The sequence below is a fragment of the Sporosarcina sp. OR05 genome (assembly GCF_041414805.1).
Classification (GTDB): Bacteria; Bacillota; Bacilli; order Bacillales_A; family Planococcaceae; genus Sporosarcina; species Sporosarcina saromensis.
Genome location: NZ_JANKJL010000007.1, coordinates 70,371 through 87,396, shown reverse-complemented (window position 1 = coordinate 87,396; position 17,026 = coordinate 70,371). Strand labels below are relative to the sequence as shown.

Sequence of the window (17,026 nt, the reverse complement as noted above, 5' to 3'; positions counted from 1 at the left end):
ATTTGTGCACACTTTCACTTTCCGAGGTTGAATGTAAGCCGGAAAGGAAGTACACTTAATTCACAGCTTGCAATTGTAAGCTAGGACAACCGAAACGTGCGCTCCTGTTCGCCTGCTGTTCATTACAAACCCAAGCAATGAACGAGCATGAAATAGGTCGCATGCAACGGTAAAAAAGCTTTGCACTTCTGAATTATTCAGCGTGCAAAGCTTTTTTGATTGGCCTTGTGAACGGTAGTAAGCAAGCACTGGAACTTGTACCTGCTGTATAACCATTCTGCGAAGACGAATGTATGTTGTATGAATTACTGTCCAGCAGTGCACGATCATGTCCTATCGCTCTTCATTCAAAAAACGAAAAAGGGAACAGTTCAAAATCGGCATCGTCTTCCTCGCCGTGTAATTGCTCACGCAAGTTCTTGTCCGTACATAACCGCTGTGGCAAATCCTTATCTTTCAAATACATTAGCCGTTGTTTTGGGCATTCATTCACTGCGATGCCGCCCGTCTGTACATCGACGATTGCGCTGCTCACACCTTTTGGTGGAATGAACGGCTCTGGCGCTTTTCCGGCGTGTACCGTTTCCATGAAATCAATCCAGATTTTCTTCGACACCGCTTTATCCTCAAGCGACGTCAAATGCTGTCCGACATCGTAGCCCGTCCAAATACCTGCAGTGAGGGAAGGGGAGTAGCCGATTAAATATTGGTCAGAAATTGTCGTTCCGGATTTTGCTGCATACGGCCGAGATTGCTTCGAACGCATGGACAGTCCTGTTGCAATCGAGTAATCATTGAACACCGGGTCGAACATGCCTGTCAATAAATGCGTCAGCACAAATGCATCTTGTTCAGTAAGCGCGCGCTTCGTCGTCAGTTTCGGTTGTTCATAAACCGTCTTGCCTTCGGAGTCTGTGATGGAAATGATTGTCGTCGGTTCTACGAGCAATCCGCCCGATGAAATTCGGTTATAGGCATTCGTCATTTCTAACAAAGACACTTCCGACGTCCCTAAAGCGACAGCAGGGGATTCCTGAAATTCAACGTCTATCCCTAAACGGTTCGCCATCTTATTAAATTTCTTGTACCCGATATCTTCCAACGTTTTGACCGCGTAAATATTATCCGAAATGGCAAGTGCTTGTGCTAATGAAATCGGGTGTCCGGCAAATTTCCCGTTCACATTTTTCGGCTCATACGTCGACCGTCCTTCATCATACGTAAAGATCGTCTTTTCTGTAGACATGAACGTCAACGGGTTATAGCCGCTTTCAAGCGCAGCTGCATACAAAATCGGTTTCATCGCTGACCCGGGTTGGCGCTTCGCTTGTGTTACACGGTTAAAGGGACTTTCCGCATAATTCGTCCCGCCGACGAGCGATGTAATTGCACCGGTTTCAGGTTCTATGGAAATGAATCCAAGCTGCAATTCGTTTTCCGGCATCCACTTTTCAATGTACTCTTCAGCCGTCTGTTGGTGATGAGGATCCAAAGTCGTTCGGATTGTCCAGCCACCTTCAGCAGGATAACGCCCTTTTTTACTTAGTATTTTCTCTGCTTCCCGCCATACTTCATCCAAAAAATACGGCGCAGCTCGTTTCATATCTGCCCATTCTTCCGTTTTCAACGCAACCGCCGTTTCTTTCGCACGTGATTCTTGCACTTCTGTGATGAAACCTTGGTTTTCCATTAATGAAAGAACGAGCAATTGGCGCTCTCTCGACTTTTCAGGATTGGCGACGGGCGAATAGACAGAAGGTCCTTTGGCAATCGCTGTAATGATTGCCGCTTCCTCAAGCGTCAAATCCTTCGCAGCCTTCGCGAAATAAAACCGGCTCGCCGCCTCGACACCATACATCCCGTGTCCGAAGTAAACGGTGTTTAAGTAGCCTTCTAAAATGACATCTTTCTCGTAAAAGATCTCCATTCGATACGCATACAATGCCTCTTTAATTTTTCGACTCCACGATTTTTCGTGTGTCAAAAACAAATTACGGGCATACTGTTGGGTAATGGAACTGGCCCCTTCAGCCTTACTCATCGTCTTAATATCTTTTAATATTGCACCGGCAATTCTTTTATAGTCAAAACCGTTATGTTCATAAAAATTACGATCTTCCGTTGCAATGACCGCATCAATTAAAAACGGCGACACGTCGTCCAAGCTGACCCAATACCTGCGCTCTGCTGAAAACTTATCACCAATCTGACGACCATTGTTGTCCAGGAAAACACTCGCCTTTGGCACGCTCAAAGAAGGGGCGCCTGTAATTTGCGCATACAAACGAAGACTAATTAACACCGTGAAAAACGCGGTCAACGCTGTGACTGACAATAGGAGTAGCATCCGTGTTGCTGTGCGCATCTTCCTTTTCTTTTTAAAATCGGCTCTCTTCATTGGCAATCGATCCCCCAATCTTTATGCAGTCAGTATGCGACAGCAAGGCGAAGATTAAACGGCATTCCTATGAAAAAGCACGACTTTTCATTCCAATCAGTAGATGTATGGAAACGACAACGGAAAAAAGTTATAATGGATAGTATTTACGAGCACGCTCGACAAAAGCAGGACGTAGAAATCGATAGAGTAAGGAAGTGTTCTTGTGGAATCAATCAAGGACGGTCAGCCCGTAGACGTCCGGCTCCAATCGTCCATTCAGCATGAAGGACAAGTAGCAGAGCCGCACGAACTGACAGCTGCGGGGATATTGATAAAAAAAGCGGGTAAGACGTATTTGCAATTTGAAGAAGGCGGGCACGCTGAACCTGTCAAAACAATCGTCAAATTGGACAAAGACGACGCATTCATCATGCGCAAAGGTGCTGTGCAAATGCGCTTGCCATTCACAGCAGGTGACATTCGCCCTGGCACATACGGCAATGGACCGGTCGCGTTTAACCTACTCGTCAAAACGACAAAACTGGAAGTGACAGATCGTCGATTCACCGCCCACTACGAATTGCATGCGGACGGCGCACGACTCGGCACACATGAACTACTCATTACATATACGGAGGGACACGCATGAACGCAGTTGAAAAAATCCAACAAGAAATTAAAGAAGCATTCCACCAAGCCGTCATCGCGGCAGAATTAGCGGAAGCAACCGACATCCCGGACATCCTACTCGAAACACCAAAAAACAAAGAGAACGGTGACTATGCGACGAATATCGCAATGCAGCTCACAAAAATTGCGAAAATGCCTCCTCGTGCAATCGCGGAAGCCATATTGGAAAAACTCGATACATCGTCCACGTCCATCAATTCTGTAGAGATTGCTGGTCCAGGGTTCATGAACATCCGACTGAAAAGCGATTATTTAGGAGATGTCGTGAAAACGGTGCTTGCCCAAAAAGAAGATTATGGCCGCTCGACTTACGGTGAACAACAGAAAATCCAAGTTGAATTCGTTTCGGCAAATCCGACGGGCGACTTGCATCTAGGACATGCACGCGGAGCATCTATCGGGGATTCATTGTGCAACATTTTGGATTTTGCAGGCTTTGACGTCTCACGTGAATATTACATTAACGATGCAGGGAACCAAGTGAACAACTTGGCGATGTCAGTGGAAGCGCGTTACTTCCAAGCACTTGGAATGGACAAAGACATGCCTGAAGACGGCTACCACGGGCAAGACATCATTGACATTGGGAAGAAATTGGCGGAAGAATTCGGAGACAAATATGTCCATGTTGGAGAACAAGAACGGCAAGACTTTTTCCGCAAATACGGCTTGGATTATGAATTAGGGAAGTTGAAAAAGGACCTTGAAGACTTCCGTGTACCTTTTGACAACTGGTTCTCTGAGACATCCCTTTATACAGATGGGAAAATCGGAGTTGCACTCGACAAATTGCGTGCAAACGGGCATGTGTATGAAGAAGACGGGGCGACTTGGTTCCGCTCCACAACTTTCGGGGATGACAAAGACCGCGTGCTTATTAAAAACGACGGCTCCTACACGTACTTAACGCCGGACATTGCTTACCACGAAGACAAGCTGCGTCGTGGATTCGATAAGCTGATTAACATTTGGGGAGCAGACCACCATGGCTACATTCCACGTATGAAAGCAGCGATCGAAGCATTAGGCTACGACCGCGACACGCTTGAAGTAGAAGTGACACAAATGGTGCAACTGTACAAAGACGGCGAGAAATTTAAAATGAGTAAGCGTACCGGCAAAGCGGTCACATTGCGTGAACTCGTCGAAGAAGTCGGCCTAGATGCCGTTCGTTATTTCTTCGCGATGCGTTCATCCGATGCGCAAATGGACTTCGATTTAGATCTTGCAATTTCAAAATCAAACGAAAACCCGGTGTACTATGCACAATATGCACATGCACGGATTTCATCGATCTTGCGTCAAGCAGGCGACGCAAACCTTGCTGCTTCAACAGATCACGTCGAGCTTTTACAAACGGAAAAAGAACTGTCACTGTTGAAAAAAATCGGGGACTTCCCACGTCTTGTGAGCGACGCAGCAAGACTACGCTCACCGCATCGGATCACGGTCTATATCCAGGAACTCGCAGCTGAATTCCACAGCTTCTACAATGCGGAAAAAGTGCTTGACCCGGAAAACCATGATCTATCAGAAGCACGCCTAGCACTCATCACGGCAACACGCACAACAATCGCCAACGCCCTCAAACTCATCGGCGTCGCAGCACCTGAAAAAATGTAACCCCATTTCGCCCTTCCGTCAACGAGACGGAAGGGCGAATATTTTGAATCGTGTTGGTGCCTGTCCCCGAAACAATTCACAATTGTTTCGGGGGCAGGCACCAAAAAAATAGGACTGTCGACATTGTCGAAATGTATAGTATAATGAATCAGAATTGAAAATTACATACCCAAACATGAAGGTGCCCCGCTTCCAACGCCGGGGTTAAAAGGGAAGTCGGTTCAATGCCGACGCGGTCCCGCCACTGTATGTGCAAGCAAACTGCAAGTGCCACTGGAATCGTTCCGGGAAGGCGCAGCGAGCGTTACGCACGAGCCAGGAGACCTGCCTTCATGAATCACCCGTACCCTACGAGGATAGGTTTGGTGAAAATCGGTACAAGCAAGTTAGAAACGTCGTACCGGATTTTTACTGAGCACATTCCTCCGTTGACAAACGGGGGATTTTTGTTTGGACAAAACAGGAGGAACGAGCAATGAAGAAGTTTTTGCAATTACTACTCATGGCCGTGCTCGCGACATTCATGCTTGCGGCATGCGGTACAGCGGACGAGCCGAAAAAAGAGGAAACGCCTGTAACTGAAAACGGGCAAGCAGACGGACAAGAAGCGTCTGAAGAAGCAGCATTCCCTGTCACCTTGACAGATGCTGTCGGCAATGAAATCACGTTTGAAGAAGCACCAAAAACAATTGTGTCCATGATGCCAAGTAACACAGAAATCCTTTTTGCCCTTGGTTTGAACGAAGAAATCGTTGGCGTCAACGATTATGATAATTACCCTGAAGAAGCATTGGAAAAAGAAAAAATCGGCGGCATGGAGTTTAACGTCGAAAAAATCGTAGCGATGCAACCGGATGTTGTCTTCGCACACGAATCCGGTCTGAGCACTGGTGAAGAAGGCTTACAACAAATCCGCGATGCGGGCGTTCAAGTGTTTGTCGTGAAAAACGCAACGAACTTTGAAGAAACATACACAACGATTGAACAAATTGGTCAAGCGACTGGAAAAACAGCAGAAGCGACAACAATTATCGAAGACATGAAAGCGAAAGTCGCTGAAGTGATCGAGAAAACAGAAAAAGTTGAAAACAAAAAGCGTGTATTCATCGAAACATCCGATGCACCTTCCATCTATGCACCGGGTAAAAACACGTTCATGCAAGAAATCTTGGACATGATCGGTGCGGAAAACGTTGTCACTGAAGAAGGTTGGGTGATGATCAGTCCTGAAGAAATCGTCAACCAAAACCCTGACGTTATTATCGTCATGTATAGTTATGTGCCGGACATTATCGAAAGCGTGAAAAACCGCGATGGCTTCGGTGACATTACAGCCGTAAAAGAAGACCAAGTCATTCAAGTCGATGAAAACTTGACGAGCCGTACAGGTCCACGTCTTGCACTCGGTCTAGAAGAAGTAGCGAAAGCAGTATATCCAGAGGCTTTTGGTGAATAAAGCAACCATTGCCTACATCGTGTCCGCCGCCACATTACTCGTGGCGGTCTGGCTCGGTGTTTCAATCGGAACGGTACATATTCCTATCAGCACATTTTGGGATGCATCCGATACGACGGCAACGAACATTTTATATAAAATTCGCATGCCACGTGTTATCTTAGCTGGACTAGTCGGCGCCTCGCTCGCCATTGCAGGAGCCGCATTCCAAGGTTTATTAAAAAACCCACTTGCTGATCCATACACCCTCGGAGTGTCATCCGGCGCCTCTGTTGGTGCGGTTATGACACTCTTTTTTGGCTTGTCCATTCCGATTGTGGGCACATACACCTTACCGTTTTTCAGCATGACCGGCGCAGCAATTACAATGTTTCTCGTCATCGGCTTCGCACGTCTCGTCGACCGTTCCATGAAAATGGAGACGATCATTTTGACAGGCATCATCTTCGGGTCCTTCTTAGGCTCAGTTCTTTCATTAATGATTGCCCTCACCGGCGAAGAACTCCGCCAAATTATCGGCTGGCTTCTCGGAAGTGTGTCCATGCGCGGTTGGAATTACATTCTCATGATCCTACCGTTTGTCGTCATCGGCTCCTTCATTCTCTGGTTGAACCGTCGCGAATTAAATGCGATGCTATTCGGAGAAGAACGTGCCCATCACTTAGGCGTAAACGTTAAAAAACGAAAATTTATGATCCTTATCGGCGGCTCCATCTTAACAGGTTCCGCTGTCGCAGTATCCGGTACAATCGGCTTTGTCGGCCTCGTAGTCCCGCATATGACAAGACTCATGTGGGGGTCTGACCATCGTCATTTACTGACATTATCATTCTTAAATGGTGCATCATTGCTCATCATCTGTGACTTGATCGCCCGCACAATTATTTCTCCGACAGAACTACCAGTCGGCGTCATTACTGCATTTATCGGTGCACCGGTGTTTGCGTATATTTTCTACAGACAGAGAAGGAAAGGGGCGATGTGACATGCTGCAAGTGAAAAACGTATCGGGCGGCTATGGCAAAGAGCCGGTTGTTCGCGATGTAACGTTCCAAGTGGCAAAAGGGGAAGTGCTCGGTATTCTTGGGCCGAACGGCAGCGGGAAATCGACGTTGCTCAAAATCATTTCAGGCATTTTGCCGAAACTGACAGGCACCGTCCATATCGACGGGCAAGACGCTGCGGTTTATTCCCAAAAAGAATTTGCACGGAAAGTCGCCGTCCTGCCACAGCTCCATGCGCACGCCTTTTCCCATACCGTAAAAGACACCGTCTCCCTTGGCCGGTACCCGCATCAGTCCGGTCTCTTTTCCACCTGGTCGGAAACGGATGAAACAGCCGTCCAAGAAGCGATGGCGTACACAGGCATTACACGCTATGAACATACGCCGATCGAGCTATTGTCAGGTGGTGAGCAACAGCGGGTTTTCGTCGCCCAAGCACTCGCCCAGCAAGCACCCATCCTCTTATTGGATGAACCAACCAACCATCTCGACATTGCACACCAGCAGCAATTGCTCGACACAATTCGAAAACATGCCGTCGAAAAAGGAGTGACCGTCATTTCCGTTTTCCACGACGTCAACCTCGCATCATTATATTGCGACCGTTTGCTTCTCATGGACAAAGGGACTATCTCAGCAATCGGTGATCCGCAAGACGTCATTCAAGAGACGATCATCGGCTCCGTCTACAACGCGCGCATTAAGACACAGCCGCATCCGGAGCTCCCGAAACCGCAAATGACGTTGTTGCCTGATACAATGGATACGAAACCGTTCATTGTCAAGAAAGAACAAATTACCATCTCTGCGGACCACGTCGGACTGCGCACCGAAAAGCCGTTAAAAACTGTCTCATCCGCCGTCCATAACGCCGGCACAGGCTGGTACCGCGCATTCGTCAACCGTCACGTCGACGCCGACTACAATATCGACAATGTCAAAGCGGAAAACGAAGCCTATCTTCAACAACGTGGCTACCACCTGACAGAAACCGTTGGCATGATGACCGCGGTGACGACCGAACACGCAGAAGTTGGTGAATACAAAGGAGACTTCGGCACCGTCCTCATCATGGTCACTGCTGGCGTCGGCAACGCAGTCGATGTGTCGCAAGCTCTTTACCGGGACCGGCCGGAACGCATCGGTACCATCAACACATGGATCATCGTCAACGGGCACTTATCCGAAGAAGCCTTCATCCAAGCGATGATTACAGCGACCGAAGCGAAAACGAAAGCGCTCCAAACCGAAGCAATCACCGACCCGTTGACCGGCACGATCGCAACCGGCACATCCACCGACAGCCTACTCGTCGCTGCCACCCAAGAAGGTGAGGCGTTGCCATATGCGGGCCCCATCACGCCCCTCGGTAAATTAATTGGCCACGGCGTCTACGATTGCACCGTCCGCGCCATCAAAGCCTACAAACAAGCGAAAGGTTGGCACACATGATCCAAACCCATTTTGTTGCAATCGCGATCGGGTTCCTCCTTGACCGCCTCATTGGGGACCCCCCGAACTGGCCACATCCAATACGTTGGATCGGTACGTTAATTACGAAACTGACCGCGGTCCTCAACAAAGGACGTGCCCGCATACTAAAAGGCGCGGGATTGCTGCTCATGATGATCGTTATCGTGACGGGCATCGTTCTGGCAATTGTTACAATCGCCTATCAAATGCATATTGCAGTAGGCATCGCCGTTGAAGCCGTCCTTATTGCCATTGGTCTTGCCCAGAAAAGTTTACGGGATGCAGCGACGGAAGTGTACAAGCCTTTGATTACTGGCGATGTGCAAGAAGCGCGAACGAAACTGAGTTGGATTGTCGGCCGCGATACTGCAACGCTACAAGAAAGCGACATTGCCCGCGGAGCCATTGAAACGGTGTCAGAAAACACATCAGATGGGGTGACAGCGCCATTATTTTGGGCATTCCTGTTTGGTGCACCAGGCATCTGGCTGTATAAAACGGTTAACACACTCGATTCGATGGTTGGGTATAAAGACGACCGCTACCATGAATTCGGCAAGTTTTCAGCGCGTGCCGATGACATTCTAAATTTCATTCCCGCAAGAATGACAGGGATGCTCATCTTACTGACGACACCGAACGCAGGGGGCATCCCGTTCCGTCAACGGTTCGCCGGCTGGCGGCAAGATGCAAGACGCCATCCAAGTCCGAACAGCGGCTATCTGGAAGCAGCAACTGCTTGGCAACTCGGCGTCACATTAGGCGGGAAAAGTACATATCGAGGCGTCGTTTCTGAACGCCCTCAAATTGGTCCTGGCCACCGGCAGCTCACCGCACCCGATATCCAATCGACCATCGTCCACATGCACATTGTATCGTTTGTATGTTGGATGTTACTGACAGCCATTGGAGTGATCATACATGCAATTACCTAAACACGGCGCAAACCCGCACCATGTCTATAAGCGATTAGGCATTAAGCCACCTGAGCGAACCGTTGATTTCAGTGAAAACTGCAATCCGGAAGGACCGCCGAAAAACGTGCTCGAGATGTGGCCGGCGCTCTTGTCGACGATTCCTACCTATCCTGATCCATCCGGCGAACCGTTCTTGTCGGAAGTGGCAGCGTACCATCACGTTTCTCCTGCTGCTGTCATCGCAGGAAACGGTGCAGCAGAGCTCTTATCGCTCTTAGCTGAACGATACCGCGGCAAACGGGCAATCGTCGTCCATCCGACATTCTCCGAATACGAAGCGACGTTGCGGGCAAAAGGCGTAGAACCGATACGTGTTTTCGCTACAGAACAAGACGGTTTCAAACTGCCCGTAGTGGACATTTTGCACCAACTTCCAACCGCGGCTGCGTTGTACCTTTGCACGCCGAACAACCCGACAGGCATCATGCCGTCCCGTGAAGAACTTCTATCGATCATTGTGCAAGCAGGGGAGGCTAACTGTGAAGTCGTCCTCGACGAAGCGTTCATCGACTTCGTAGATGAAGGGAAATCATTCATCCCGAACGTGCAAGATTTCCCGCACGTCATTGTCGTCCGCTCCATGACGAAAATGTACGCCATCCCAGGCATTCGCCTTGGGTACGCCATCGCAAACCCGGATGTGATTAAGGCGTTACAAGCAATCGCCCCCCATTGGAACGTCAACGGCATCGCCGCTACAATCGGCGCACAATGCCTGCACGAAGCAGCATATCGAATGCGAGCGATCGAGCATGCCGCTGAACAACGGCAACACCTACAGAAATTTTTGGAACAACACGCCTGCACCGTCACTGACGCACAAGCAAACTTTCTCTCCTTCAAACCGGCAGCAGGACTAGATGCACGCAAACTCTATAAAGATCTGCTCACTCACGGCATCGTCCTCCGCCACTCTGAAAACTTCCACGGTATGGATGGACGCTGGCTAAGAGTAGGCATGAAACGTGCAACGGATATGGCGTTATTGCAACGCGAACTAACAGATTGGTTTGTTCGGAACCGCGGGTAATTGTTGAGTTTGCCTGCACTCATTTCGCGCTAGCAATGCTCTTCACCAATAAGGGGTTTGTAAATTGTGAGCGGGATATGCGGCGATTACTCTAGTTATGCGGCGTTTTGGGTAAGTATGCCGCGATTCGTCTAGTTATGCGGAGTTCTGGGCAAGTATGCCGCGTTTTGCAGAGATATGCGGAGTTCTGGGCAACTATGCGCCGTTTTACAAAACTATGCGGCTATCCTACAAACAGAAAACGATGCTCTTCAAATATCTGATTGGTTTTGCAATAAAATAGATTCGCGGGAAGTAGTCAACATTGGAAGGCATGCGTCGCGCTAGCAATGCTCTTAACCAATAAAGGGTTTGAAATTGTAAACGGGATATGCGGCGATTCGTCTAGTTATGCGGAGTTTTGCAGAGTTATGCGGAGTTCTGGGCAAGTATGCGGCAATCTGCAGAGTTATGCGGAGTTTCATGCCAATATGCGGAATTTGCGAAAGTTATGCCGCAATCTCACGAAGTATGCGGCGTTTTACTACTGAAAAAGATGCTCTACTAGTAAGCAAGGCTAGAATTTGCAAATACATATAAAAACACGCCATACATAGAAACGGAGGGGATTGCGTGCGTGGGCAGTTGACATTCATCAGCGGTGGCGTGCGGAGTGGGAAAAGCGCGTTTGCGGAAAGGCAGCTCGTTGCAAGCGCGCGTGTTGCAGGGGGACGGCTCGTCTACATAGCTTCAGGACGAGCTGTCGACAAGGAAATGCAAGCACGTATTGAGCAACATCAACACGACCGAGCGGACCAACAATGGACCACGATTGAACAGCCCGTCTCCCTGGAAAACGTGCTTCCATTTATTCAACCGAACGACTTTGTCTTATGGGACTGTTTAACAACGTGGCTTGCGAACGAAATGTACGAAGAACGAGCAGATACGTTTTGTATCCACGTACCAGGTTGTATGGAGAAAAAAGCCGTACAACTACTTGAGACAGTCCGGCAAATAAGAGAACGAGCAGCACACTTCACCATCGTTTCCAACGAAGTGCTCGACGAACTCCCATCTCCGTTAACAGAAACGCAACAATACAGCAAATGGATCGGCTTGCTACACCAGCAACTTGTCCACATGGCAGACGATGCGATTGAGATGGACTATGGTTTGCCGTTTTACTGGAAAAAAGAAGGGCAGGTGACGACCCGATGAAAGGCATCATGGTAATGGGAACGGCTTCAGATGTCGGTAAGACGATGATCTGCACCGCATTATGCAGGCTGTTTGCTGATGAAGGCATGCGGGTAGCCCCATTCAAATCGCAAAACATGTCGCGATTCTTCGAAAAAACGAAAGACGGCAAAGAGATGAGCCGCGCACAATTTTTGCAGGCGGAGGCGGCGAGGACGGAACCGATTGTTGAGATGAACCCGATTTTGCTGAAACCGCTCGGGAACATGCAATCCGAAGTCCGTTTCCTCGGGGAACTTTTTGAAACGGTCGATGGTATGGCGTATCGCGAACGCTTTTTCAACCGAGCTATTAAAACAATCGAGTCCTCTCTGCAAACGCTCGCTGACCGGTTTGACGTCCTCGTTATCGAAGGGGCGGGCAGTCCGGCGGAAGTGAATTTGAATGACCGTGAAATCGTCAACATGCGCGTCGCGGACATAGCGGATGTACCCGTGCTACTCGTCGCAGACATCGATCGAGGGGGCGCCATCGCTTCCATCGTCGGCACGCTTGCCTTGTTGGAACCGGCACACCGCGCACGCGTCAAAGGAATTCTCATCAATAAATTCCACGGAGACGTCGCGCTATTCCAAGAGGGCGTAACGTTCATCGAACAGCACACCGGCATTCGCGTCGTCGGGGTGCTCCCGCATATGATGAACCATGGCATCGAAGAGGAGGATGTCGATCGCGAAACGTCAAAAGCCCCAGCTGGCATCGATGTGTACGACGCATGGGCCGCGCACGTCAAAGCGCACGTCGATTGGCCGTTCATCCAATCGCTCATAGGAGAACCGAAATGACAGGATTTCTACTGGCGCTACAATTTTTCACAGCCATTCCGATCCGGAAAAACTTGCCGATGGAACAGCAAGACGTCACCCGTATGTACAGCGCACTCCCGCTCATCGGCGCACTCATCGGGCTTATCCTATACGGCACAGCCATACTGCTCACCGAAGGCATCGGCATCAGTCCGTTGCTCGCCTCGTTCCTGATTGTTTTAGTCGGCATTGCGCTGACAGGGGGCCTGCATATGGACGGTTTCGCGGACGCGAGCGATGCGTTTTTTTCGTATCGCGACAAGGAGCGGCGCTTGGAAATTATGGACGATCCGCGTATCGGCGCGTTCGGGACGATGGCGCTCATTCTGCTCATCGTCGGGAAAATGGCATTGGTGTACGAATTGCTGCTCCGCGCACCACATTTGCTGGCAGTTATCATAGCCATCCCGCTTCTCTCGCGTGCCGGCATGAATGTGTACTTTACAACGACACGCCTCGCAAAGGAAAAAGGAATTGCCCATTTTTTCAAGGAGAAATTAGCGACAAGCACGGTCATTTCAACGTCAGGGAGTATGGCACTTCTTTCACTCATAGCGCTTGGCATCGCGGTTCAGTCACTTATCATCCCGGTAGCATTCGCCATCGTGTTGGCTGGTACAATGGTGATCTATCAACACTGGACCTCCAAGCAATTCGGTGGGGTGACGGGAGATTTATGCGGGGCATTCATTGAAGGAACGGAGGCGTTGTTATGGCTCGTCCTCATACTTTGTATTTAATGCGTCATTTGCCGACAGCGGGAAACCGAGCGAAAAAGTATATCGGTTGGACAGACGAACCGATTGAACCGATTACTGAACCAGAAACATTTCGACTGTCAAGTATGCAACAGAACATCGTCTACGGGAGCGACTTGCGAAGAGCGCGACAAAGCGCAAACATCTTCTTGCCGCATGCCATTTTCCACGAAGATCGCCGTTTTCGTGAATGTCATTTTGGCGATTTTGAAGGAAAAACGTATGCCGACCTTGAACAAGATAAGGACTACCGGAATTGGCTCGATAATCCAGTTCTACATGCACCAAAAGGCGGGGAGGGGCTTAAGGACGTCGAAAAGCGGTTGATGGCTGCGTTACACGAGTTGCCAAACGACTCCCTCGTCGTCACCCACGGCGGACCAATCCGCATTGCACTCAATCAATTTTCACCTGAACCAGCCGATTTCTGGTCATGGCAAATCCCACACGGCTCCCTGTGGAAATTCGAGTGGGCAAACGAAACAACGATGAAGGAGGGCGGACGATGCACATCATTATCGGAGGTGCCCACAACGGCAAACGCACATACGTCCAGCAACAGCTCGCCAACACGGCACACCAATGGATGAATTGTGAGATTACGGAGAATTGTTTCGGGGACTGGCACCGAACCGACCTCGTTGTAATTGAGCACATTGAAAAGTGGCTTGCACGGACGGATTTGCCAGAAGCACAAGCGATTGACCACATTTTATCGGCTGTTGAAGGACGCAATACGCTGTTCATCCTCACCGATTTCGGGCGAGGTATCGTGCCGATGGACGCGAAACAACGGGCATTGCGCGATACGTGCGGACGGCTGTACCAGCAATTATTCGCCCGCGCAGATGAAGTGACGAGAATTTGGTACGGCATACCACAAACAATCAAGAAAAGGGGAGAACGCATATGAAAATTTACACACGTACAGGTGACAAAGGGAAAACGAGTTTAATCGGAGGTCGCGTCGATAAAGACAGCTTACGCGTCGAAGCGTATGGCACGATGGACGAACTGAATTCCTTTGTCGGAAAAGCGATGACGGAACTTGACGCTGAGAAATTCGCAGATTTACTTGAAGACTTAGAAGCCATCCAAAACGAACTGTTTGATGGTGGCGGTGACTTGGCGAACGTCATGAAAGAGCGCCACTACAAACTTTCCGACGAACCGATCGAAGTGCTTGAAAAGCGGATTGATGCCCTAATGGAAGAAGCACCGCCGCTTGAAAAATTCATCTTGCCTGGCGGATCACCGGCTTCCGCAACGTTGCATATCGCACGGACGATCACACGTCGTGCAGAACGCCTGACAGTCACACTTATGAAAGCGGAAGAAGATGTCCCGGCCACCGTTCAAAAATATTTGAACCGACTTTCCGACTACTTCTTCGTCGCAGCACGTATCGTCAATGCACGCCTCGGTGTACCAGACAACGAATATGTCCGTAGCGCCAAAGTCTTCCGAACGGACAAAAAGAAAGAGGACTAACATGCACCTTAGAAAACTGACACTCACCGCACTTTTCGCCGCCCTCTGCGTCATCGGCGGCTACATAAAAATCCCGTCCGGCATCGGCTCACTCGCGCTTGACACAGTGCCTGCGTTACTGGCGGCATCTTTCTTGCCGCCCCTGTTCGTCGGATTCGCCTCCATGACCGGGCATCTCGCCTCCGCCATGTATGCGGGCTTTCCACTAGGACCCCTGCATGTGGTCATCGCGATTGAAATGTTCATCATCCTTTATGTATTTTCCCGCATGCACAGAGCAGGGCGCAAAGTTTGGAAATGGGTGTTCTTCATCGTGGCGAACGGTGTGCTAGCACTCATTCCGTTTTATTTCATCGTGTCTCCTGCCTTCTTTGTAGCGGCGTTGCCATCGATCTTCCTAGCGACAGTGCTGAATGCAGCCGTCGTCATTACGGTCCAGCCAGCCCTCGCGAAAGTGGCAAAAGGCCGATTGAGGTTGTCGAAATGAGAAACGCCCTTCACTTAGTCGATGGTCTAATCGTTACGACCGACAATTCAGGCGGCATCGGCGAAAAAGCGGAAGACGTTGTAAATGTGCCCGACGAAGTGACCGCCTACTTCGCCACACGTGTCCCGTTACTGGAGCAATGGGCGGCCAACGCAGAACCGCTAGCTGTGCTTCTCCACAATTTCAGTGGCCCTGCTAGCTGGAAAGCCTACGTCAATGGCGTTACACAACTGTTCACAGATGCAAATTGTCCGGTTCCGACAATTAGCGGCAGTACGGAAACGAATATGGAATTGCTGCAATCCTCCATGGCGGTGACCATTATCGGCAAGCGAAAAGCTGAAGCTGAAAAGGTGAGCGAAGAAGTTGCAGAACAGAATCATCAGCGAACAATAACAGAGAATGCGATTGACCTAAAAGATCAAGAATGTAAAGATCATCAATGTAGAGATCAAGAAATCCTAGATAAACTGAAATTCAATCATCATCACGATTCACAATTGGAATGGTACGCCTACGGCAAACCGCTTGTCGGGACGGCCGTCCTCGAAAACCAATCTGAAATCGCTTCGCTACGCATCATCAAAGAAGCAATGCATCGTGGATTCGTCCAACGAATGTGGCCCGTCGGCTCGTCAGGCATTCTCAAGGAATTCAGGAAGTTAACGAATGATCCAACCATAGAACTTCAATCCACATTGGATCTCCATACTTCCGCCGGCCCATCCACAACCATCATCGTCGGTGTACCGCGCACAATTTGCAACCAAGCCCAACAGCATTTCAACGGCGCACTCCATAAACTGCACATACGCTAACAACGCGCACAACATCGTGCGCGTTTCTATTCAAAAGCAGCAACGCGAACGCAATTTCCTCAACAAGAATTCCCCGCGAACCCCAAGAAAACTACCTAGAATCCGGCGAATCGCAGCATAACTCTCTGGAACTCCGCATAAACCCTCCAAACCCGACAAACTTGCCTCAAACAACTCATACTTCTCTGAAACGCCGCATATCCATCCCCGCAAATAAAACCCGTTAGTTTGTCAAAAGCATTCAGCGCGACAGCAACTCCACCAACAAAAACTTCCCGCGGTCCCAAGAAAACTACCTTGAATCAGGCGAATCGCGGCATAACTCTCTGGAACACCGCATAAACCCGCCAAACGCGGCAAACTTGCCCAAAACGCCGCAAACTTGCCTAAAACTCCGCATAACTCCACCAATCGCCGCATATCCAGCCCGCAAATAAAACCTTTTGTTTGTCAAAAGCATGCAGCGCGACAGCAACTCCACCAACAAAAACTCCCCGCGGTCCCAAGAAAACCACCTAGAATCAGGCGAATCGCGGCATAACTCTCTGGAACTCCGCATAAAACCGCCAAACGCGGCATACTTGCCCGAAACAACTCATACTTCTCCGAAACGCGGCAAGCTTGCCCAAAACGCCGCATTACTCCACCAATCGCAGCATATCCAGCCCGCAAATAAAACCCGTTAGTTTGTCAAAAGCATGCAGCGCGACCGCAACTGCTCCAACAAAAACTTCCCGCGATCCCAAGAAAACTACCTAGAATCTGGCGAATCGCGGCATAACTCTCTGGAACGC

Annotated in this window: 16 protein-coding genes and 1 riboswitch; of the genes, 15 read left to right on the top strand and 1 reads right to left on the bottom strand. The window is 49.5% G+C overall.

All coding sequences use genetic code 11. The features are described from left to right. Positions 1-343 precede the first annotated feature (343 nt). Entirely contained in the window at positions 344-2,398 is a 2,055-nt protein-coding gene (locus NRI27_RS11795; protein ID WP_371390847.1) for a transglycosylase domain-containing protein, read from the bottom strand. A 205-nt stretch (positions 2,399-2,603) separates the two neighbouring features. Here NRI27_RS11795 and NRI27_RS11790 point away from each other — a divergent pair, with 205 nt between their 5' ends. From NRI27_RS11790 to NRI27_RS11720, 15 genes are all read left to right on the top strand, one after another. Then, complete coding sequence (locus NRI27_RS11790; protein ID WP_371390846.1) at positions 2,604-3,029, top strand: YwiB family protein; 426 nt, start codon at positions 2,604-2,606, stop codon at positions 3,027-3,029. After that, positions 3,026-4,693, top strand: coding sequence for an arginine--tRNA ligase (argS, locus tag NRI27_RS11785; protein WP_371390845.1), 1,668 nt, complete (start codon positions 3,026-3,028; stop codon positions 4,691-4,693). Before NRI27_RS11790 ends, argS begins: the two co-directional genes overlap by 4 nt. Before the next feature lie 162 nt (positions 4,694-4,855). Continuing rightward, positions 4,856-5,039, top strand: a riboswitch (cobalamin riboswitch). Between the two features lie 129 nt (positions 5,040-5,168). Continuing rightward, positions 5,169-6,149, top strand: coding sequence for an ABC transporter substrate-binding protein (locus NRI27_RS11780; protein ID WP_371390844.1), 981 nt, complete (start codon positions 5,169-5,171; stop codon positions 6,147-6,149). Beyond that, positions 6,142-7,134 (top strand): FecCD family ABC transporter permease, encoded by a 993-nt coding sequence (locus NRI27_RS11775; RefSeq protein ID WP_317944576.1) that lies wholly within the window; start codon positions 6,142-6,144, stop codon positions 7,132-7,134. The genes NRI27_RS11780 and NRI27_RS11775 overlap by 8 nt, the downstream gene beginning before the upstream one ends. A gap of 1 nt (position 7,135) precedes the next feature. Further along, complete coding sequence (locus NRI27_RS11770) at positions 7,136-8,605, top strand: adenosylcobinamide amidohydrolase (protein ID WP_371390843.1); 1,470 nt, start codon at positions 7,136-7,138, stop codon at positions 8,603-8,605. After that, complete coding sequence (cbiB, locus tag NRI27_RS11765; RefSeq protein WP_371390842.1) at positions 8,602-9,561, top strand: adenosylcobinamide-phosphate synthase CbiB; 960 nt, start codon at positions 8,602-8,604, stop codon at positions 9,559-9,561. Before NRI27_RS11770 ends, cbiB begins: the two co-directional genes overlap by 4 nt. Further along, entirely contained in the window at positions 9,548-10,633 is a 1,086-nt protein-coding gene (gene cobD, locus NRI27_RS11760) for a threonine-phosphate decarboxylase CobD (RefSeq protein WP_371390841.1), read from the top strand. Before cbiB ends, cobD begins: the two co-directional genes overlap by 14 nt. Positions 10,634-11,245: 612 nt before the next feature. Next, positions 11,246-11,833: a bifunctional adenosylcobinamide kinase/adenosylcobinamide-phosphate guanylyltransferase gene (locus tag NRI27_RS11755; RefSeq protein WP_371390840.1), complete on the top strand. Its 588-nt coding sequence runs from the start codon at positions 11,246-11,248 to the stop codon at positions 11,831-11,833. Beyond that, complete coding sequence (locus NRI27_RS11750; protein WP_371390839.1) at positions 11,830-12,657, top strand: cobyric acid synthase; 828 nt, start codon at positions 11,830-11,832, stop codon at positions 12,655-12,657. The genes NRI27_RS11755 and NRI27_RS11750 overlap by 4 nt, the downstream gene beginning before the upstream one ends. Then, positions 12,654-13,418: an adenosylcobinamide-GDP ribazoletransferase gene (gene cobS, locus NRI27_RS11745; RefSeq protein ID WP_371390838.1), complete on the top strand. Its 765-nt coding sequence runs from the start codon at positions 12,654-12,656 to the stop codon at positions 13,416-13,418. Before NRI27_RS11750 ends, cobS begins: the two co-directional genes overlap by 4 nt. After that, positions 13,391-14,026: a histidine phosphatase family protein gene (locus NRI27_RS11740; RefSeq protein WP_371390837.1), complete on the top strand. Its 636-nt coding sequence runs from the start codon at positions 13,391-13,393 to the stop codon at positions 14,024-14,026. Before cobS ends, NRI27_RS11740 begins: the two co-directional genes overlap by 28 nt. Beyond that, positions 13,942-14,349 carry a bifunctional adenosylcobinamide kinase/adenosylcobinamide-phosphate guanylyltransferase gene (locus tag NRI27_RS11735; RefSeq protein WP_371390836.1) on the top strand — a complete coding sequence of 136 codons (408 nt, stop codon included), beginning with the start codon at positions 13,942-13,944 and terminating at the stop codon, positions 14,347-14,349. The genes NRI27_RS11740 and NRI27_RS11735 overlap by 85 nt, the downstream gene beginning before the upstream one ends. After that, positions 14,346-14,927, top strand: coding sequence for a cob(I)yrinic acid a,c-diamide adenosyltransferase (locus NRI27_RS11730; RefSeq protein ID WP_317944560.1), 582 nt, complete (start codon positions 14,346-14,348; stop codon positions 14,925-14,927). Before NRI27_RS11735 ends, NRI27_RS11730 begins: the two co-directional genes overlap by 4 nt. Before the next feature lies 1 nt (position 14,928). Beyond that, positions 14,929-15,414, top strand: coding sequence for an ECF transporter S component (locus NRI27_RS11725; protein WP_371390835.1), 486 nt, complete (start codon positions 14,929-14,931; stop codon positions 15,412-15,414). Continuing rightward, positions 15,411-16,232 carry a hypothetical protein gene (locus NRI27_RS11720; RefSeq protein ID WP_371390834.1) on the top strand — a complete coding sequence of 274 codons (822 nt, stop codon included), beginning with the start codon at positions 15,411-15,413 and terminating at the stop codon, positions 16,230-16,232. The genes NRI27_RS11725 and NRI27_RS11720 overlap by 4 nt, the downstream gene beginning before the upstream one ends. Positions 16,233-17,026 lie beyond the last annotated feature (794 nt).